16 protein-coding genes are annotated in these 19,338 nt (G+C 63.0%); 12 read left to right on the top strand and 4 right to left on the bottom strand.

All coding sequences use genetic code 11. From position 1 onward, the window contains the following. Window positions 1-7: 7 nt before the first annotated feature. From NL123_RS24900 to NL123_RS24855, 10 genes are all read left to right on the top strand, one after another. Window positions 8-769, top strand: a complete 762-nt coding sequence (locus NL123_RS24900) for an SDR family NAD(P)-dependent oxidoreductase (RefSeq protein ID WP_248486435.1) — start codon at window positions 8-10, stop codon at window positions 767-769. A gap of 136 nt (window positions 770-905) precedes the next feature. Then, a complete protein-coding gene (locus NL123_RS24895) occupies window positions 906-1,655 on the top strand; it encodes an SDR family NAD(P)-dependent oxidoreductase (RefSeq protein ID WP_494356564.1) in 750 nt (249 codons plus the stop codon). 13 nt (window positions 1,656-1,668) lie between these two features. After that, window positions 1,669-1,968: a hypothetical protein gene (locus NL123_RS24890; RefSeq protein ID WP_248486439.1), complete on the top strand. Its 300-nt coding sequence runs from the start codon at window positions 1,669-1,671 to the stop codon at window positions 1,966-1,968. Further along, entirely contained in the window at window positions 1,965-2,939 is a 975-nt protein-coding gene (locus NL123_RS24885) for a CobW family GTP-binding protein (RefSeq protein ID WP_494356563.1), read from the top strand. Before NL123_RS24890 ends, NL123_RS24885 begins: the two co-directional genes overlap by 4 nt. Then, a complete protein-coding gene (locus tag NL123_RS24880) occupies window positions 2,936-4,111 on the top strand; it encodes an ABC transporter substrate-binding protein (protein WP_494356562.1) in 1,176 nt (391 codons plus the stop codon). Before NL123_RS24885 ends, NL123_RS24880 begins: the two co-directional genes overlap by 4 nt. Before the next feature lie 924 nt (window positions 4,112-5,035). After that, window positions 5,036-7,372 (top strand): putative bifunctional diguanylate cyclase/phosphodiesterase, encoded by a 2,337-nt coding sequence (locus NL123_RS24875; RefSeq protein WP_494356561.1) that lies wholly within the window; start codon window positions 5,036-5,038, stop codon window positions 7,370-7,372. 212 nt (window positions 7,373-7,584) lie between these two features. Beyond that, window positions 7,585-8,262, top strand: coding sequence for a methylamine utilization protein (locus NL123_RS24870; protein WP_494356560.1), 678 nt, complete (start codon window positions 7,585-7,587; stop codon window positions 8,260-8,262). Continuing rightward, entirely contained in the window at window positions 8,246-10,594 is a 2,349-nt protein-coding gene (locus tag NL123_RS24865) for a putative bifunctional diguanylate cyclase/phosphodiesterase (protein ID WP_494356559.1), read from the top strand. The genes NL123_RS24870 and NL123_RS24865 overlap by 17 nt, the downstream gene beginning before the upstream one ends. A gap of 5 nt (window positions 10,595-10,599) precedes the next feature. After that, window positions 10,600-11,463, top strand: a complete 864-nt coding sequence (locus tag NL123_RS24860) for a DUF3034 family protein (protein WP_494356558.1) — start codon at window positions 10,600-10,602, stop codon at window positions 11,461-11,463. Continuing rightward, complete coding sequence (locus NL123_RS24855) at window positions 11,463-11,882, top strand: group I truncated hemoglobin (RefSeq protein ID WP_494356557.1); 420 nt, start codon at window positions 11,463-11,465, stop codon at window positions 11,880-11,882. Before NL123_RS24860 ends, NL123_RS24855 begins: the two co-directional genes overlap by 1 nt. 138 nt (window positions 11,883-12,020) lie before the next feature. Here NL123_RS24855 and NL123_RS24850 read toward each other — a convergent pair whose 3' ends face one another. Beyond that, window positions 12,021-14,438, bottom strand: coding sequence for a glucose/quinate/shikimate family membrane-bound PQQ-dependent dehydrogenase (locus NL123_RS24850; RefSeq protein WP_494356556.1), 2,418 nt, complete (start codon window positions 14,436-14,438; stop codon window positions 12,021-12,023). A 567-nt stretch (window positions 14,439-15,005) separates the two neighbouring features. Beyond that, complete coding sequence (locus NL123_RS24845) at window positions 15,006-17,024, bottom strand: TonB-dependent receptor (RefSeq protein ID WP_494356555.1); 2,019 nt, start codon at window positions 17,022-17,024, stop codon at window positions 15,006-15,008. A gap of 136 nt (window positions 17,025-17,160) precedes the next feature. Here NL123_RS24845 and NL123_RS24840 point away from each other — a divergent pair, with 136 nt between their 5' ends. Both NL123_RS24840 and NL123_RS24835 read left to right on the top strand, forming a co-directional pair. Further along, window positions 17,161-17,394, top strand: coding sequence for a VF530 family protein (locus NL123_RS24840; RefSeq protein WP_048720273.1), 234 nt, complete (start codon window positions 17,161-17,163; stop codon window positions 17,392-17,394). A 4-nt stretch (window positions 17,395-17,398) separates the two neighbouring features. Next, window positions 17,399-18,022 carry a Pr6Pr family membrane protein gene (locus NL123_RS24835; protein WP_494356554.1) on the top strand — a complete coding sequence of 208 codons (624 nt, stop codon included), beginning with the start codon at window positions 17,399-17,401 and terminating at the stop codon, window positions 18,020-18,022. Window position 18,023: 1 nt separating this feature from the next. Here NL123_RS24835 and NL123_RS24830 read toward each other — a convergent pair whose 3' ends face one another. Continuing rightward, the gene (locus NL123_RS24830; protein WP_494356553.1) at window positions 18,024-18,791 is read right to left on the bottom strand and encodes a siderophore-interacting protein; all 768 of its coding nucleotides are present in this window, start codon (window positions 18,789-18,791) and stop codon (window positions 18,024-18,026) included. Continuing rightward, on the bottom strand, window positions 18,788-19,336 hold the full coding sequence (locus tag NL123_RS24825) for a PadR family transcriptional regulator (protein WP_494356552.1): 549 nt from the start codon (window positions 19,334-19,336) through the stop codon (window positions 18,788-18,790). The genes NL123_RS24830 and NL123_RS24825 overlap by 4 nt, the downstream gene beginning before the upstream one ends. Window positions 19,337-19,338 lie beyond the last annotated feature (2 nt).

Raw genomic sequence — 19,338 nt, 5'->3', positions numbered from 1 at the left:
GTGATCGATGAGCCGTAAAGTTGCCTTGATTACCGGTGCCGCCAGCGGCATCGGCCAAGCCCTCGCGGTGGCCTATGCCCGCGTGGGTGTGGCGGTGGTTGGCGGGTATTACTCGGCCGATCCCCATGACCCGCAGGCCACCGTCGGCCTGGTGGAAGAAGCCAGCGGCGAATGCCTGATGCTGCCGTTGGACGTGGGCAATACCGCCTCGGTGGACGCCCTGGCCGAACAGGCGGTGGCGCATTTCGGCCGGCTGGACTACGCCGTGGCCAACGCCGGCCTGCTGCGCCGCGCACCGTTGCTGGAGATGACCGACGCGTTGTGGGACGAGATGCTCAATGTCGACCTCACGGGGGTGATGCGCACCTTCCGTGCGGCCACCCGGCATATGACCGAAGGCGGCGCGCTGGTGGCGATTTCGTCGATTGCCGGTGGCGTGTATGGCTGGCAGGAACACAGCCATTACGCGGCGGCCAAGGCTGGTGTGCCGGGGTTGTGCCGGTCGCTGGCGGTGGAGTTGGCGGCCCGGGGGATTCGTTGCAATGCGGTGATTCCGGGGCTGATCGAGACGCCGCAGTCGCTGGACGCGAAAAATTCGCTGGGGCCGCAAGGCTTGGCGAAAGCGGCGCGGGCGATCCCGCTGGGGCGGGTAGGGCGGGCGGATGAAGTGGCGTCGCTGGTGCAGTTTTTGACCAGTGAGGCGTCGAGTTATCTGACCGGGCAAAGCATCGTCATCGACGGTGGTTTAACCGTGCGCTGGCCTGACTGATGTACCCGATCCAAATGTGGGAGGGGGCTTGCCCCCGATTGCAGAGTGTCAGCTACAGATAAGCTGGCTGACAAACTGCCATCGGGGGCAAGCCCCCTCCCACATTGGAACTGTGTTTTCTGTAGGAGATGTGTGTATGCCTCAACTTCTTAACCGTCGGGCCGTGATCACCGGCGCCGGCAGCGGTATCGGTGCGGCCATCGCCCGTGCCTACGCCGCTGAAGGCGCACGCCTGGTGCTGGCTGACCGCAATGCGGCCAGCCTCGCCGAAACCGCGATCACCTGCCGCAACCTCGGCGCCGAGGTGTTCGAATGCCTGGCCGACGTGGGCACTGTCGAAGGTGCCCAGGCCAGTGTCGACCGCTGCGTCGAACACTTTGGCGGCATCGACATCCTGGTCAACAACGCCGGCATGCTCACCCAAGCCCGTTGTGTGGACCTGAGCCTTGAAATGTGGAACGACATGCTGCGCATCGACCTCACCAGCGTGTTCGTCGCCAGCCAGCGCGCGTTGCCGCACATGCTCGCGCAGCGCTGGGGGCGGATCATCAATGTGGCTTCGCAACTGGGCATCAAGGGTGGCGCCGAGTTGACCCATTACGCAGCGGCCAAGGCGGGGGTGATCGGTTTTACCAAATCCCTGGCGCTGGAAGTGGCCAAGGACAATGTGCTGGTCAACGCCATCGCCCCCGGCCCGATCGAGACGCCCCTGGTCGGCGGCATCAGCGAGGACTGGAAGCGTGCCAAGGCCAAGGAGCTGCCCCTGGGCCGCTTCGGCCTGGCGGATGAAGTGGCACCGGTGGCGGTGCTGCTGGCCAGCGAGCCGGGCGGCAACCTGTTCGTCGGCCAGACCCTGGGCCCGAACTCCGGCGATGTCATGCCATGAGTGAGGTGTAGCCATGTGCGGACTCTGCGGGCTGCTCGGCGAAGACCTGCACTGGAGCGATCCCCTGGGTGACGAACTGCCCCGGCGCCGCGAACGCCTGCGCCGGATTGCGGCGATCAACCAGGTGCTGGCGGTGTTCCGGCTCAAGGTCGAGGACTTCCAGGGCGCGTCTTATCTGCTGTTGGGCGCTACCGGGAAACAGGAACTTGCCAGCGGCCTGGATCAACTCTGGCGGGCCGCCGAGACCATGCTCGGCCGCCCGTTGGACCCGCTCGACCCACGCTTGCTCGATCATTTGGAGGCCTGCGTATGAGCATCGCCCTCAACGTCATCACTGGTTTTCTTGGCAGCGGCAAGACCACCTTGCTCAAGCGCTTGCTGCAAGGCGAAAGCCTGGGCGACACCGCGTTGCTGATCAACGAGTTCGGTGACGTCGGCATCGACCACCTGCTGGTGGAGGAGGTGGCGCCGGACACTGTGCTGCTGCCCAGCGGCTGTGTGTGCTGCTCGATCCGTGGCGAGTTGAAAGACGCGTTGCTCGGTCTGTTGCAACGCCGTGAGCGCGGTGAAATCCCGGCGTTCAAGCGGGTGATCCTGGAGACCACCGGCCTGGCCGACCCGGCGCCGATCCTCGCGACTTTGAACAACGATGTGCAACTGCGCGGGCGTTTCCATATCGGCCTGGTGATCACCCTGGTCGACGCCAGCCATGCCGCCCTGCAAGAACGCCTGCACCCGGAATGGCTGGCGCAGGTGGCGGCGGCGGATCGCCTGTTGTTGAGCAAGACCGATCTGGCCGGTGACTGCACTGTGTTGCGCAACCACTTGCAGGCACTCAATGCCGGCACGCCGATCTTCAATACCCAGGACATTCACAGCGGCGACCAGTTACTGCTCGGCGAAGGTTTGCGCAGCGCCGAACCTGCGGTTGAAGTCAGCCGTTGGCAGTTGCATCGCACCACCACCGCCACCCACGGCGCCGCACAAGTGTGCAGCCTGACCTTTGACCAGCCGCTGGACTGGGTGGGTTTCGGAGTGTGGTTGTCGATGCTGTTAAGATGCCACGGCGAACGAATCCTCCGGGTCAAAGGGCTGCTCAACGTGAACGCCAGTAACGCTCCCATCGTCATCCATGGCGTGCAGCATTGCCTGCACGCGCCGGTGCATTTGCCGGCGTGGCCAGGCACCGACCGCCAATCGCGCCTGGTGTTTATTCTGCGTGGCCTCGACCCTGCGCTGCTGCGGCGCTCTTTCGACGTGTTCTCGCGGCGGTTCGCCGTATGATCACACTGCGCGTCCTTGGCACCTCCGTTACCCTGCTCGAATGCCTGCGCGTACGCGCCGAACAGGAACTGGGCATTCGCCTGGTGTACCAGGTGCACGACGTCGAACAGGCCCAGCGTATCGCGGTGATGCAGCCCGACAGCTACGACCTGTACGACCAGTGGTTCCACAACGTCGACTTTGTGTGGCCGGCCCAGGCGATCCAACCCATCGACACTCGGCGTATCGCCTTGTGGCATGAGATCAACGACCTGCCCAAGCGCGGGCGCCTATCGGCCGACGACCGCCTGGGCAGCGGCAGCGTGCCCAGTGAGCGGCTGTTCGTACAGCACGACGGCAGCCTCGGCAGCACGGTCACCGAGCGCATCAGCATGCTGCCGCTGACCCACAACGCCGACAGTTTCGCCTACCGCCCCGAGCGCTTGCCTGAGGGTTTTTGCCACGGCAACGAGAGCTGGGGTTGGCTGCTGGACCCGGCTTGGCGTGCGCGCACCGCGCTGCAAAGCGACGCCGCCATCGGCGCCCTGGACGCCGCACTGGCGGTACAGGGCGCGGGGCTGGCCAGCTTCAGGGACATCGGCAATATGAGCATCGAGGAGATCGACGTGCTCGCGGACATCCTCGTGCGCAAACAGAAAGAAGGGCACTTCGCGGCGTTCTGGTCCGATGATGAAGAGGCTGCGCAGTTGATGCTCAGCCCGAGTATCGATATCCAGAGCCTGTGGTCGCCGACCTTGATGCGCCTGCATCGCGCGGGGGTTAAGTACCGCCTGGCGGTGCCGCGCGAAGGTTATCGCGCGTGGTTTGGTGGGTTGTCGTTGTCGCGGCATGCCAAGGGGGTGGTGCTGGACGCGGCGTATGCGTATTTGAACTGGTGGTTGTCCGGCTGGCCTGGGGCGGTGATGGCGCGGCAGGGGTACTACATCGGTAACCCGGCGCGCAGTCGTGATCATTTGAGCAGTGCGGAGTGGGATTACTGGTATGCGGGGCTGCCGGCGCGGGAGGAGTTGCTGGGCAGTGATGGGTTGCCGCTGATCGATGTGGGGGAAGTGCGGGATGGGGGGTCTTATGAGCAGCGCATGGGGCATATTGCGGTGTGGAACTCGGTGATGGATGAGCATAATTATCTGGTGCGGCGGTGGGGGGATTTTATGCGGGCTCGGGGGGGGTGATTGGTTGATTGAGTACATATCCGTTATTTAGGTAACGGCCACCTATGGTTCCGCTCTTACAGCGGGTCACTTTTTGAAGAGCGCAAAAAGTAACCAAAAACGCTTCGCCCCAACACTCGGCACCTCGCCTAGGCTCGGTGTGCCCTCACTCCGGCTAGCGTGTTTGACGGGGCGCCCCAGATCAAGATCAAGAGCGCGGCGGCCTTAGAGCCGACCGGATTGAATGGCCGGTACTCGGTCAAAGTGTGGGAGGGGGCTTGCCCCCGATGGCGGTGTGTCAGCCAACTCATCAGTGACTGACCCACTGCCATCGGGGGCAAGCCCCCTCCCACAGTTTGATCTTCATGTATCAGTTGAAGGGTGGTTTGCTCTGGCTCTGGCTCTGGCTCTGGCTCTGGCTCTGGCTTTTGATCTGCTTTTGATTTTGATCTTAGGCGCCCCGTCAAACACGCTGGCCGGAATTCGGCAGGGATTTGGGGGGTAAACCGGCAGGGATGCCGGTTTAGCCGCCCCGCGCCATGGATGGCGCGTGGCGGCGGCCCCCCAAATCACTGTCGAATTACGGGCACACCGAGCCTAAGCGAGGTGCCGAGTGTTGGGGCAAGAGCGTTTTGCTTACTTTTGCGCTCTATCAAAAGTGAGCCGCCGTAAGGGCGGAACCAATATCCGCCGTTACCCAAATAACGGATATGTACTCAACTCAACTCAACCTAACCCACTAGCCAACCCATTGTCGCCAAAAAACCGCCACAAAACCCTCGGGTTTTATTGGGTGCACTTAAGCCCACTCCCAGCTAATCTCCTGAAACCGAATATTCAATCCAAATGGATATTTTTTTGACGCCAGGTCAGCAGTCGCAGGGAATGCACATGACAAAGGGACGTAATGGCAGAGAGAGGCGAACGCTGCCAGAGGGTACTGCAATGAGGTGGCGCCACACGTTCCAGACCCGCATCGCCGGGGTGCTCGCGCTGTTGCTGCTGGTGGTGGTAGCCGCCACCTATTTCTCTGTGAAGACCGCCACCGCCCGCGCCATGGAAAACCAGGCGCAAGTCCAGCTGAAAACCGGCAGCCAGGTGTTCGAACGCCTGCTCGATCTGCGCGGGCGTCGCCTGCAATACGGCCTGGACTGGCTGACCGTCGACCTGCCGTTCAAGCAAGCCGTGGCCGACGGCAAGACCGTGCCGATTCTGGCCGCGCTGCGCCGTCACGGCACGGGTATCCGTTCCAGCGAGGTGTTTGTGCTGGGCCTGGATGGCAAGGTCATGGTCAGCACGTTGCCGATCCTCACCCGTGGCCAGTTTTTCCCCTACGACAATGCCCTGCGTCACGCGCGGCGCACGGGCCTGCAGATGCTGATCGTGGCCTTGGATGGACGGCCTTATCTGTTGGTGCAGGATGAAGTGATCGACGAGCTGCCGATCGCACGCATCGTCATGGGGTTCCCCATGGACAAGCTGTTCGCCAATGAACTGCGCTCCATGAGCAACCTGGAGGTGTCGTTCCTCAGCGTGCAGGACGGCCAGCCCGGCCCGTTGTTCAGCACGCAGCCGGACGCCTACCAGGCCGGCACCCTCAGCCTGTTGCGCGAAGGGCACGTCGACCCCGAACCGCAGATCCATTTGTTCTACGGCCAGCGCGTGCTCAGCCAGGTGTTGCCACTCGCCAATACGGGCGACGGCGATGAAGTGCGGGTGCTGTTGCAAAGCCCGCTGGACCACGCCCTGGAATCCTTCGCGCCGCTGGACCGGCAGTTCCTCGGGATTGCCCTGGCGGTGCTGGTGGTGTCATTGGCCGGCGCGTTGTTTTTGGCGCGGCGGGTGTCGCGTCCGCTCAATGCGCTGGTGCAGGCGGCCGAACGCATCGGCGCCGGTGACTACCGCACGCCGGTGCGGGTGCGCAGCCATGATGAGTTCGGCCTGTTGGCCCGTGCGTTCAACGCCATGCAAAGCGGCATCGCCGTGCGTGAGCGGCAACTGGCGCACAACGCGTTGCATGATCCGCTCACCGGCCTGCCCAATCGCGCCCTGGCGATGGAGCGCCTGGGCAGTGCGATCAGCGCAGGCAGGCCGGTGGTGTTGCTGTACGTGGGGATCGAAAATTACCGGCTGATCAACGAAGGTTTCGGCCCCGAAGGCGTCGAGGAAATGCTGCGCGAAGCCAGTCGCTGCCTGGCCATGAGCCTGTTGGCCAGTGACACCGCAGCACGCATCGCCGGCAGTGAATTCCTGCTGTTGCTGGAAAACACCGAGGTCGACCGCGCCGTGGCCCGTGCCGACCGCCTCTATGCATTGCTCACCGAGCCCCAGCGCATCGGCAATGACGAACTGCGCCACGAAGTGAGCATTGGTATCGCCGCTTACCCCGCCGACGGCCAGCAAGTGGAAGAGTTGATCAGCCGCGCCGCTATCGCCCGGCATGACGCCGCGAGCCTGCCGGGGCATCTGCAGATCTACCAGCAGGACCGCGACCTGGCCCATCAGCGCCAGATCACCCTGATCCGCGACCTGCGGCGTGCCGCCATCGAAGGCGAGTTGTTCCTGTGCTACCAGCCCAAACTCGACCTCAAGCACGGCCATGTGCGCCAGGCCGAAGCCTTGTTGCGCTGGCAGCACCCGACCCTGGGCCAGGTGTCTCCCGCCGAGTTCATCCCCCTGGCCGAACGCACCGGCAGCATGAGCAGCCTGACGCTGTGGGTGATCGAAGAAGCGGTTCGCCAGATCGCCGAATGGGCGCAGCGCGGCCTGCTGATCCAGCTGTCGGTGAATATCTCGGTGGACGACCTTGCTGATGACGACCTGGCGATTCGCGTCACCGCGCTGTTGATGCAGTACCAGGTGGACGCCGAGCAACTGATCTTCGAAATCACCGAAAGCGCGATCATGCACAACCCGCAACAGGCCCTCAGCGTGCTTGAGCAACTGCGCGGCTGCGGCATCAGCCTGTCGGTGGATGACTTCGGCACCGGCTACTCGTCCCTCGCGCAATTGCAGCGCTTGCCGGTGCAGGAGTTGAAGATCGACCAGTCCTTCGTACGCAACCTCAACGGCACCAGCGGCGACGGCGTTATCGTGCGCTCCACCATCGAGATGAGCCACAACCTCGGGCTCAAAGTGGTGGCCGAGGGCGTGGAATTCGCCCCCAGCCTCAAGCTGCTCAAGCAGTGGAATTGCGACACTGCCCAGGGCTACCTGATCAGCCGTCCGCTGAACGCGATGGCGTTCGAGATGTGGATGCGGCGCGAGCGGGTGCCGGTCTAGAAAAGCCTTTCCCGTCGACTACAGATTTTCAAGACCGCGTCGATAACCTCTACAGAGTCTGACCGAATGCATAGTTTTTTTGCCGACCGACGGTCATGCACTGCTGTGGATTAAGTGATGGCAATTGGCCTTATCTGCGTCATCATACGTGTACTTCAACGCTTCCGTGCCAAGGCTGGCCGCTCTTTTAGCCCACTTCTTGCGGATCGACCATGGCTTGGATACTTCATTCGTTACTTCGTACTGCGCTGTTGCTGGCGATGGTCGGTCCTGCGTCGGCGGCGACGCTTGAGATGCTGGCCCAGCAGGCCGATGGTCAACCTGTTGCCGATGCGGTAGTAACCTTGCAAGGCCCAGCCGAGGCGCCGCAAGGCGTGCTCAAGGCCGACATGGACCAGCGCGGTCAGCGCTTCGCGCCCCATGTGCTGGCGGTGCATACCGGTACGCAGGTGCGCTTCCCCAACAGCGACAATATTCGTCATCAGGTGTATTCGTTCTCCGCCGCCAAGCGCTTCGAACTGCGACTTTACGAAGGTACGCCCACTGACCCGCTGCTGTTCGACAAGCCCGGCGTGGTGGTGCTCGGCTGCAATATCCATGACTGGATGCTCGGCTATATCTACGTCACCGACGACCCGCGCTTCGGCGTCAGCGATGCCCAGGGTCGGGTGCGCCTGGAACAGCTGCCGGCCGGTGACTACCACCTCACCTTGTGGCACCCGCAACTGGCCGATATGCAGCCGCTCGATGGCGGCACCTTGCACATTCCTGCTGCTGGTCTCAGCCATCGTGTGACGTTGAGTCTGGAACCCGCACCGGCGGATTTGCCGCCGCCGCCCAGCGCCTTTGGCGATGCCTTCAATCGAGCCGCCCGTGAAACTGCGCAGTAGTTTTCAGGCGCGGGTCGCCTGCGTGCTGATCGTGCTGTCACTGGTGGTGATCGGCGCGCTGTATTTCAGCGTCAAGGCTGCGACCCGTTCGGCGGTCCACGGCCAGGCTCTGGCCCAGCTGGATGTGGGCACGCGGGTATTCGAGCGCTTGCTCGACACACGCGGTCGGCGCCTGGCCGATGGCGTGCAGTTGTTGGCGGCTGACTTCGGTTTTCGCGATGCCGTCGCTAGTGGCGATTCGGCAACCCTGCGCTCGGTGCTGCTCAACCACGGCAAGCGCATCAACGCCAGCGACATGATCCTGCTGGGCATGGACGGCAAAGTCCTGGCCAGCACCCTGGCGGAAGTCCCCGAGGGCTCGACCTTTCGCTACGACCAGGCCTTGCGTGAGGCCAAGCGCAATCGCCAGGCGATGCTGATGGTGCCGTTGCAGGGCGAGCCGCATCTGTTGGTCGAAGCCTCGGTGCTGGCGCCGCTGCCGATAGCGCGGGTGGTGATGGGGTTCAGCATGGACGCGGCGTTTGCCGATGAGTTGCGCTCGTTGAGCAACCTGGAAGTCTCGTTCCTGGCAATTGACCATGACCGCCCCGGCGAGCTGGTCAGCACTCAGCCGCAGGCACTGCGCCAGAGCATCAGCGCGCTGATGCAGGGCGACTCGACGCGCCGTGGCGTGTCCACCACCGATCATCTTGAACACAGCTTCCTCAGCCAATCCCTGGTGTTGGCCAGTGATGAAAACGGCAAAGTCCTGGCCCTGTTGCAAAGCCCGCTGGATGCAGCGATGCAGGCCTTTGTGCCGCTGGATGAAAAGATCCTGGGGATTGCCCTGGTCGCGCTGATCGCTTCGTTGATCGGTGCGTTGCTGCTGGCGCGCACGGTGTCGCGGCCAGTGCAGGCCCTGGCGCAGGCGGCCGAGCGCATCGGTAGCGGCAACTATCAGACCCCGGTGCTGCTGGCGCGCAGTGATGAACTGGGGCGCCTGGCCCTGGCGGTCAATGCGATGCAAAGCGGCATTGCTGAGCGCGAACAACAGTTGGCGCACAATGCCTTGCATGATCGTCTTACCGGCCTGCCGAACCGTACGCTGGCCATGGAGCGCCTGGGCAGTTCGATTGCCCTGCAACGCCCGATGGCCTTGATCTACCTGGGCATCGACAACCTGCGCGCCGCCAGCGAAACCGCCGGCCCCGAAGCGGTGGACCAATTGCTGATGACCGTGAGCCAACGCCTGCAGGCGGCGTTGCGTCCTGGCGATACCCTGGCGCACTTGATCGCCGATGAATTCCTGCTGCTGCTCGAAGGTGCGGGCAGCGACGAGGCGGTGGGCATGGCCGACAAACTGCAACAGCTGCTGCTGCGCCCCCAGCGCATCAACGGCCATGACCTGGCGCTGGACTGCCGTCTGGGTATCGCGGCGTACCCGGCTGATGGCGAAAGCGCGCACACCTTGCTGGAGCGCGCTGCCATCGCCATGAAGGACGCCGCGCAAATGCCCGGCCGCCTGCAAATCTACGAGCAGGGGCGCGACCTTGCGCACCGCCGTCAGATCACCCTGATCCGTGACCTGCGCCACGCGGCCAACCAGGGCCAACTGTTGCTGCACTACCAGCCCAAGCTGGATATTCGCCAGGGCCATGTGCGCCAGGCCGAAGCGCTGTTGCGCTGGCAGCACCCGCAGTTCGGCATGGTCTCGCCGGCTGAGTTCATCCCCCTGGCCGAGCGCTCGGGCAGTATCCAGTTGCTGACCCAATGGGTGATCGAGGAGGGCATTCGCCAGTTGTGTGAATGGAACCGCCGTGGCCTGTCGTTGCAACTGTCGCTGAACATCTCGGCGGACGATCTGCTCGGCGATGAACTGGCCCATCGAGTCTCGGCATTGCTGCGTCGCTACGGTTTGCCGGCTGACCAATTGCTGTTCGAAATCACCGAAAGCGCGGTGATGCGCGAGCCGGAAAAAGCCCTCAAGGTGCTCAACCTGCTGCGTGACTGCGGCATCGGCCTGTCGGTGGATGACTTCGGCACCGGCTATTCGTCACTGGCGCACCTCAAGCGCCTGCCGGTGCAAGAGTTGAAGATCGACCAATCCTTTGTGCGCAACCTCGATGAAACCAGTGAAGACGCAGTGATCGTGCGCTCCACCATCGAGATGAGCCACAACCTGGGCCTCAAAGTGGTTGCCGAGGGCGTCGAATATGCCCATAGCCTGCGCCTGCTGGAGCGCTGGCAGTGCGACACGGCCCAGGGGTACCTGATCAGCCGGCCCTTGAGTGCCGACGCCTTCGAAGCCTGGGTGGCCTTGCCGCTCAGTGCGCAAACTTCCCTGGTTCATTGAGTGGCATGACGGTGCGTTTTTCTTTCCTGATCGGTTGCCTTGGCGCACTGACCCTGCAAACGGCACTGGCCGATAACGGCCGCCTGATCGCTACCGGCGGCGCCAGCAGCCTGGAAGGCGTGGCGGGCGGAGGGATCACACCCTGGGCGGTTTTGGCCGGATATGGCGAACAACACGAGTGGGGCGCCACGGCGTTCGCGACCACGGTCAACCTGCCGGATTATCGGCTGGACGTGGCCGGGCTGGCGCTTGCCTATGACAACCGCGTCGAGGCGTCTTTCGCCCACCAGCGCTTCGACCTCGGCAGCCTGGTGCATAAGCTCAATCTGCCCGAGGACAACCTGGGCCAGGACGTACTCGGCCTCAAAGTGCGCCTGTTCGGTGATGTGATCTACGATGCGTTGCCCCAGGTCTCCCTGGGCCTGGAATACAAGCACCAGACGAACTTTGCTATCCCCAGCCTGGTGGGCGCCAAGCGCGACAGCGACGTCGACGGCTACCTGGCCGCCAGCCGCCTGTTCATGGGCGCCGCGTTTGGCTACAACGTGCTGGTCAACGGCAGCCTGCGCTACAGCCGCGCCAATGAAACCGGCTTGCTTGGCTTTGGCGGCGACCGCCGCGACACTCGCAGCCTGCTCAAGGAAGGCTCGCTGGCATTGCTGCTCAACCCGCGCTGGGCGGTGGGCGTGGAGTACCGTGAGAAGCCCGACAACCTGTCGTTTGCCGGCGAAAGTGATTGGGCGGATGTGTTCGTGGGGTACTTCCCCAACAAGCATGTGTCGTTCGTATTGGCTTATGCACGGCTTGGCGAAATCGCCACGCTGGACCACCAGAACGGCACGTATTTGTCGGTGCAGGGGAGTTTCTGATGCGCTGTTTACCACTGGTTTTCGCCCTGCTACTCAGCGCCTGCGCCCAGCAACCGCCCAAGGACGACAGCCTCTATCGCGACCTCGGCGCCATGCCCGGCATCACGCGGATCGTGGAGGGCATGTTGCTCAACATCGCCCGGGATGAGCGCATCGTCGAACGCTTCCGGCGCATTGATGTACAGCGCCTGCGCAACAAATTGATCGAGCAGTTCTGTGTGGAAGCGGGCGGGCCGTGCACTTATACCGGGGATAGCATGGCGGAGAGTCACAAGGGGCAGAATGTGAGCCGCAGTGACTTCAATGCGTTGGTGGAGGATTTGATCAAGGCGATGGACAGCGAGGGGATCTCGGTACCGGTGCAAAACCGCTTGATTGCACGGTTGGCCGTGATGCGCGGGGATGTGATCGAACACTGATCCCCAAAACTACCCAGATAAAAATGTGGGAGGGGGCTTGCCCCCGATAGCGGTGGTTCAGTCACAAATGCATTGACTGACACTCAGCAATCGGGGGCAAGCCCCCTCCCACACTTACAGTCCTCATGCCGGTGTCGCTTATTCCGGCAGTTTGAACGCCATCACATAGTCACCCTGCTTGGTGCCCAGGGAACCGTGACCGCCGGCCATGACCAGCACGTACTGCTTGCCGTCCTTGCCGGTGTAGGTCATCGGGGTGGTCTGCGCGCCGGCTGGCAGGCGACCTTCCCACAGTTGCTTGCCGTTTTTCACGTCGTAGGCGCGCAGGTACTGGTCGAGGGTGCCGCTGAGGAACGCCACGCCACCGGCAGTGGTGAAGGTGCCCCCCAGGCTAGGCACGCCCATGGTCAGTGGGACTGGAACCGGCGAGCTGTCACGCACGGTGCCGTTCTTGTGCATCCAGATGGTTTTGTGGGTGGTCAGGTCGACCGCGGCCACATAACCCCATGCCGGTGCCTGGCACGGCAGGCCCATTGGCGACAGCATGGCTTCGAGGATCACGCCGTACGGCGCGCCTTTGTTTGGCTGCACGCCCTCGGTTTCGCTGACACGCGGGCCTTGCTTGGCGATGTCGGCGGCCGGGATCAGCTTGGACTTGAACGCCATGTAGCTCGGGTTCACGAAGGCGATCTGGCGCACCGGGTCGACGGAAATGCCACCCCAGTCGAACACGCCGAAGTTGCCCGGGTAAACGATCGAACCTTGCAGCGATGGCGGGGTGAACGCACCGTCGTAGCGCATGGATTTGAAATCGATGCGGCACAGCAGTTGGTCGAACGGTGTCACGCCCCACATGTCACGCTCTTTGAGCGGCGGCGGCATGAAGTTCAGGTCCGACTTCGGTTGGGTTGGCGAGGTGTGGTCGCCGGCGACGGCGCCTTGCGGCACGGCCACTTCGTGGATCGGCACGACCGGTTGGCCGGTGGCGCGGTCCAGCACGTAGATGCTGCCTTGTTTGGTCGACGCCATCACCGCTTGCTTCACGCCGGCTTCGGTCTTGATGTCGATCAGCGACGGCTGGCCGCCTACGTCCATGTCCCACAGGTCATGGTGAGTGAACTGGAAGGTCCATTTCACGTGGCCGCTGTCGATGTCCAGGGCGGTGAGGCCCGCGCTGTATTTTTCCGAGTCTTCGGTACGGTCGCCGCCGTATTGGTCGGGCATCTGGTTGCCCATCGGCAAGTAGAGCATGCCGAGTTTTTCATCCACGGCGAACATGGACCACATGTTCGGCGAGTTGCGGGTGTAAGTCTTGCCCTCTGCCAACGGGGTGGTGTCGTCCGGGTTGCCGCTGTCCCAGTTCCACACCAGCTTGCCGGTGTGCACGTCGAACGCGCGGATCACGCCGCTTGGCTCGTCGGTGGAGACGTTGTCGGTCACGTGGCCGCCGATCACCACCAGATTCTTGGTCACGGCCGGTGGCGAGGTGGAGTAGTAACCGCCTGGGGCGAAGCTGCCGATGTTGGCACGCAGGTCGACCTGGCCTTTGTCACCGAAGTCTTCGCACATCTTGCCGGTGTCGGCGTTGAGGGCGATCAGACGGGTGTCGGCGGTCGGCACGAAGATGCGTTTCGGGCAGGTGTTCGGTGCGGCAGCCGGGCTGGCGCTGCCGGTGGGGCTCTGCTCGGAAGCGTAGGCGGCGTCATCGTGATACGACACACCACGGCAAGTCATGTGCGCCCAGCCTTTGAAGTTCTCGGCACCCTGGCTGCTGATCTTCGGATCGAAGCGCCAGATTTCCTTGCCGGTGTCCGGGTCGAGGGCAATCACCTGGCTGTGCGGGGTGCACACGTAGAGCATACCGTTGACTTTCAGCGGTGTGTTTTCCGCGGTGGTCTCGCCTGGATCATTCGGGCCAGGGATGTCACCGGTGCGGTAGGTCCACGCCGGCACCAGCTTGTGGGCGTTTTCCGGGGTGATCTGCGCCAGCGGTGAGTAGCGGTCACCGTAGGCCGAACGGCCGTAGGAGTTCCAGTCGCCATCGGCCTGGGACGGCGCAGCGCTGGCCATGCCTGGCACCGCATCGCGGTCCAGTTGGCCGGTCTTGACCATCTCACCCGGGTTGGTGAACTGGCTGGCCAGGGCGGTAGCACCCGCCAGCACCACAGCCACGCTCAGCGCGCCAGTGCCCAGCGGGGCAGGCTGGCCACGCAGCAACGGACGGCGAAACCACGGGAGCAGCATGACGATACCCAGGGCGAACAGCAGCGCCAGGCGCGGCACCAACTGCCACCAGTCCAGGCCGACTTCCCACAGGGCCCACAGGGTACTGGCGAACAGCACCAGCGCGTAAAGGCCCAGCGCAGCGCGGCGGGTGGCCAGCAGCAGGACGCCGGTGAGGGTGATGCCGATACCGGCCAGCAGGTAGTACAACGACCCGCCGAGCATCGTCAGCTTGATACCCCCGGCCAGCAAGGCCAGGCCCATGATCAGCAGCAAGACGCCTAGCAACCTGGGCAGCAGGCGGCTTGGGCTCGAAGCACCATCAGTGCTCATAGTGTGTTTCTCCGTGACGTTGGAATTATGTAACCCCGTGCTTCACTGTAGATGACGATTCGGCGCGGGCTTGGTTCAGCGTTAATTCGGTTTTTCTGGGGATAAGTGGGGTTATCCACAGGCGGGCGATTTATTCCCAGGCGCAGGCCGGGGTAAGACAGCGCTGTCTTTGCAGGTGGGAATAATCAGCAAGATGAGGTCGACCGAGGGCGTGAAACGTTTCAGTTTGTTGCGGCAAGGATAAAGGGAGCGGGCGTCGAGAGAAAGCGTAAATCGCAAGATGCATCATTTCAGATTTGGTAACAGTGACAGATAGTCGCTGCAACGTTGGCTTCATGAAACCCTGCCCTGTGGCGAGCGGGCTTGTTGTGGCGAGCGGGCTTGCCCCGCGTAGGGCTGCGAAGCAGCCCCCTGTCAATTCACCGCATTCTTTGAGAAAGACTCAGTGACTGGTTTTGGGGCTGCTGCGCAGCCCAACGCGGGGCAAGCCCGCTCGCCACAACAAGCCCGCTCGCCACAACAAGCCCGCTCGCCACAGCAGACCAACAGAGTGGCTTTGCGGGGTTTTTAGAAGGTGGTGCGTACGCCGAACTGCACGCTGCGCCCCGGTGCCGGCGCAATATCGCGCAGGATCGAGCTGGCATAGCGCACGGTCTGGTTGGTCAGGTTCTCGCCGTTCACGAACGCCAGCCACTGGCTGCCACCCATATTGAAGTGATAACCCATGCTGGCGCCGAGGGTTGTATAGCCATCGGTGCCGCTTTCGTTATCCGGCACGCGACCCTGGCCTGCCGCGTGTTCCACATCGATACGCGCCTGCCAGCGGTCCAGTTCCCATAGCAAGCCGCTGCTCAAGCGCAACGGTGCGATACGCGGGAGGGCTTCGCCGGTGTCGAGGTTGGTCGCACGGGTGTAGTCGCCCGACAGTTCCAGCGCGAACTTACCGTAGGCGCTTTCGCCAAGCTTCCAGTGATCCTGGGCTTCAAAGCCGGCGAAGCGTGCACGCACACCCGAGTACTCGTATTCCGGGATGCCTGCTGCGTCTGCTTCACCTTCGTCGTTCAACGTACGCCCTGTGCCCAGCAAGCCGATGTAGTTGGAGAAGCGGCTGTAGAACACCCCGAAGCTGCCCTTGTGGGTGCCATTGTCAAAGCGCAGCGCCAGGTCGCTGGACACGGCCTTTTCTTTCTTCAGGTTGGCATCGCCCAGCTCATAGGTGCCGGTGGCGACGTGGGCGCCGTTGGCATACAGCTCGTAGAAGGTCGGTGCGCGCTCGGTGTAGCCCAGGGTGGCGGCGACGGACCACACGGGTGTGAGGGTGTAGACCGCACCCGAAGACACGCTGCCGGCGGTGAAGTCATTGGACTTGTCGGCATTGGCAAAACGCGCATTGCCCTTGGCATCCGGGTCGACGCTGGTGTGTTCCAAGCGCCCGCCGAGGCTCAGTTTGAGGCGCTCGGTGGCCTGCATTTCTTCGAGGATAAACAGCGCGCCGGCGTTGGTGTCGGTCTGCGGCACGAAGGCTTCTTCGCCGAGGGCCGAGAACTCGTTGCGGGTCACTTGCGCGCCCACCACGCCATCGAGCGGGCCGATCGGCTGGTGGCGCGCTTCCACGCGGGCTTCATAACCCTTGTTCTTGAAGATCGTACCGGTCTGGCCGCCTTCGATTTCGCGGTGCTCGTAGTCGGTGTAGCCCGCGTCGAGTTTCACCGAGGTGAATGGGCCCTGCAGGTTGCGGATCTCCGAGGCGAAGGCGTAGTGATCCTGCTTCATGCGGATACGCACATCCTGCTCGGCAGGGGAGCCGTAGTTGGCGTCGTAGTTGCTGTAGGACAACCCGGCATAACCGTCGTCCCAGGTGTAGGAACCGCCCACGGCACCGCCGTCCTGGCGTCCGTCGCTGTTGCCCAGGCGGCCGTTCTTGCCGGGGGCGTCGTCGGTTGCCGGGGCGTGGCGGCTGCGCGCCTGGCCGGGGATTTTCAGGTCGTTGAATTCCCGCGCGTTGGCGTCCAGGTGCAAGGCGAACGTGCCGTTGCCGGCTTCCAGCTTGCCGGCGCTGCTGCGCGTGGTGTCGGCGCCGCCGTAGCGCAATTCACCGGCACCGTGGATGCCTTCGATGGCTTCGGTGGGGATGCGGTTGTCGAAGGTGTTGACCACGCCACCGATGGCGCTGCCGCCGTACAACAGCGCCGCCGGGCCGCGCACGATTTCAATGCGATCCACGTTGACCGGGTCCAGCGGCACCGCGTGGTCGTAGGACAGCGACGACGCATCCAGCGCGCCCACGCCATTGCGCAGGATACGAATGCGGTCGCCATCCTGCCCGCGAATGATCGGCCGGCTGGCGCCTGGGCCAAAGTACGACGACGACACGCCGGGCTGCTTGTTCAGGGTTTCGCCGAGGCTGCCTTTTTGTTGCAGGGTCAGGTCATCGCCTTCCAGTACGGTGGTCGGCGAGGCGAGTTGCTCGCTGCCCAGCGGGTTGCCGGTGATGACTTGGGGTTGCAGTTCAAGGGCATGGGCTTCGGAGCAGATCAGCAGGGCGGCGGCAAGCGGGGTCAAGCGCCACAGAGAAGAACGGGACATCGGACATTCCTTGGTAAAACGGCGAAATGATTAGAGATTTATAGTTACAATATAACATCTCTTTTTCGATGCAAACGGGAACTTTTTTGATCGTGCTAAAGTGCGCAGCTGTGTGATCTCTTTTTAAAGGCCTGGCATGACCGCGACAAGCAACGACCCTCTCCACGGCGTGACTCTGCAACACGTCCTCACCACCCTGGTGGAACATTACGAATGGGCAGGCCTGGCCGAACGCATTGATGTGCGCTGCTTCAAGAGCGACCCGAGCATCAAGTCGAGCCTCACGTTCTTGCGCAAAACCCCGTGGGCGCGGGAAAAAGTCGAAGGGTTGTATGTGAAACTGATGCGCACCAAACGCCCGCTGGATTGATCCCATGAAGCGGTTCGTTGCAGCGGCGGCGCTGGCCGGTTGGGTCGGGTTGGTGATTCAGCAATACCTGATTTTCTATTCGCGCTGGACGTCCGGCGCCAGCCTGCTGGGTGGGCTGGTCAACTTTTTCAGTTTCTTCACCGTGCTCACCAACACTCTCGCCGTGGTGGTGTTGAGCTATGCGCTGGTGAAGCGCGATTCACCCGCCAAGCGGTTTTTCCTCGCGCCTGGCATCAGCAGTGGGATCACCGTGAGCATCGTGGTGGTGGGCCTGGCGTACAGCCTGTTGTTGCGGCATTTGTGGCAACCCGAAGGCTTCCAGTTCATCGCCGACGAGTTGCTGCACGACGTGATGCCCGTGCTGTTTTTTATCTACTGGTGGCGGTGTGTGCCCAAGGGCAACCTGCACCTCAAGCACATCGGCGGCTGGGTGAGTTACCCGCTGGTGTACTTCGCCTATGTGCTGCTGCGGGGGGATTTGCTCGGGCAGTATCAGTACCCGTTCATTGATGTGGGCACCCTCGGTTATCCACAGGTATTCGTGAACGCGGGGGGCATTCTGGCGGGGTTTATCGCGATTGCACTGGCAGTGGTGGGGCTGGACAAGCTCATCAAGCCCCAGCCCTGATTCACTCTTCTTCGCTGCCTTCGGCGCGCCAGTAACCGACGGCCTTGAGGAACGCCTCATTGATCTGGTGCGTGTCCAGCAACACGCGGCGTACCTGGCGTGACAGCTTGGTTTCGGTCGCCACGAAGCTGTACAGCGAGCCACTGGGCAGCGTCAGTTTGCGCACGGTGTCGAGCAGGTCATCCTGGCCACGAATCACCCAGATCACCTCGACCTCGGCAGCACTTTGCAGCGCCTGCTTTTCGCCCGCGTTGGCGATCTCGATCACGGCCAGCACGCTGCGCCCGGCCGGCAACTCTTCCAGGCGACGCGCGATGGCCGGGGTGGCTGTTTCATCGCCGATCAGCAGGTAGCTGTCGAAGATATCCGGCACGATCATCGAGCCCCGTGGCCCACCGATATACAGGTGTTGGCCGACCTTGGCCTGCTCGGCCCAGGTCGACGCAGGGCCGTCGCCGTGCAGTACGAAGTCGATATCCAGTTCACCGATGTCCAGGTCGAAACGCCGCGGCGTGTAGTCGCGCATGGCCGGTTGCGGCCCGTCGCCCTTGATGGCGAACGTCGGGCTTTCCAGGGCGGCCTGTTCGGCGGCGTTCTGGGGGAACAGCAGCTTGATGTGATCGTCACTGCCCAGGCTGACAAACCCGGCCAGTTCCGGCCCGCCCAGGGTGATGCGGCGCATGCGTGGGGTGATGTCCACCACCCGCAGTACTTGCAGGCGGCGACGTTTGATTTCGTGGGTAACGCGATGGATGGTTTGTGTATTCATGGGTTTTTCCCGTCGACAATGGCTTGGGCGGTGCTATTGAGCAGCGCCGCGACACGCACGATTTCTTCCGGGCTCCAGCGCCCGTGGTGCGAATGCAAGGCATGGCGCAGGTTGTGCACCGCCTCGTGGATTTCCGGCGGGCGGTCCTGGCCGCGCAGTGCGCGCTTGCTCACGTCCATGCGCAGGCGAATACCGTCGAGGGCAACCGTCTGCTCACTTAAGAAGAGACGACCGGCGTCGGTGATTGTGTAGCGTTTTTTTCCGCCTTCGGTGTCGCCGCTGATCAGTTCGCTTTCTTCGAGAAAGGTCAGCGTGGGGTAGATCACCCCGGGACTTGGGGTGTAGGCGCCGTCGAACAGGCTTTCGATCTGGCGGATCAGGTCATAGCCATGGCATGGCTGCTCGGCGATGAGCGCCGGCAGCAGCAATTTGAGGTCCCCGGGGGCAAAGACCCGCGGGCCACGGCCACCGCGTTCGCGGCCGCCGTGTTTTTCGAAGCCTTCGTGGCGTTCGTGGCGTTCGTGGCGAGGGTGATGTTCTCTCATTT

This window comes from Pseudomonas sp. FBCC-B1565 (assembly GCF_059133265.1).
Note: the sequence above shows the minus strand (reverse complement) of the source record. Positions and strands in the feature narration are given on the sequence as shown.

Bases quoted from the DNA above. Each gene is read 5' to 3' on its own strand.
- NL123_RS24900 (WP_248486435.1), top strand. From the start codon at position 8: ATGAGCCGTAAAGTTGCCTTGATTACCGGTGCCGCCAGCGGCATCGGC.
- NL123_RS24895 (WP_494356564.1), top strand. From the start codon at position 906: ATGCCTCAACTTCTTAACCGTCGGGCCGTGATCACCGGCGCCGGCAGC.
- NL123_RS24890 (WP_248486439.1), top strand. From the start codon at position 1,669: ATGTGCGGACTCTGCGGGCTGCTCGGCGAAGACCTGCACTGGAGCGAT.
- NL123_RS24885 (WP_494356563.1), top strand. From the start codon at position 1,965: ATGAGCATCGCCCTCAACGTCATCACTGGTTTTCTTGGCAGCGGCAAG.
- NL123_RS24880 (WP_494356562.1), top strand. From the start codon at position 2,936: ATGATCACACTGCGCGTCCTTGGCACCTCCGTTACCCTGCTCGAATGC.
- NL123_RS24875 (WP_494356561.1), top strand. From the start codon at position 5,036: ATGAGGTGGCGCCACACGTTCCAGACCCGCATCGCCGGGGTGCTCGCG.
- NL123_RS24870 (WP_494356560.1), top strand. From the start codon at position 7,585: ATGGCTTGGATACTTCATTCGTTACTTCGTACTGCGCTGTTGCTGGCG.
- NL123_RS24860 (WP_494356558.1), top strand. From the start codon at position 10,600: ATGACGGTGCGTTTTTCTTTCCTGATCGGTTGCCTTGGCGCACTGACC.
- NL123_RS24855 (WP_494356557.1), top strand. From the start codon at position 11,463: ATGCGCTGTTTACCACTGGTTTTCGCCCTGCTACTCAGCGCCTGCGCC.
- NL123_RS24850 (WP_494356556.1), bottom strand. From the start codon at position 14,438: ATGAGCACTGATGGTGCTTCGAGCCCAAGCCGCCTGCTGCCCAGGTTG.
- NL123_RS24845 (WP_494356555.1), bottom strand. From the start codon at position 17,024: ATGTCCCGTTCTTCTCTGTGGCGCTTGACCCCGCTTGCCGCCGCCCTG.
- NL123_RS24840 (WP_048720273.1), top strand. From the start codon at position 17,161: ATGACCGCGACAAGCAACGACCCTCTCCACGGCGTGACTCTGCAACAC.
- NL123_RS24835 (WP_494356554.1), top strand. From the start codon at position 17,399: ATGAAGCGGTTCGTTGCAGCGGCGGCGCTGGCCGGTTGGGTCGGGTTG.
- NL123_RS24830 (WP_494356553.1), bottom strand. From the start codon at position 18,791: ATGAATACACAAACCATCCATCGCGTTACCCACGAAATCAAACGTCGC.
- NL123_RS24825 (WP_494356552.1), bottom strand. From the start codon at position 19,336: ATGAGAGAACATCACCCTCGCCACGAACGCCACGAACGCCACGAAGGC.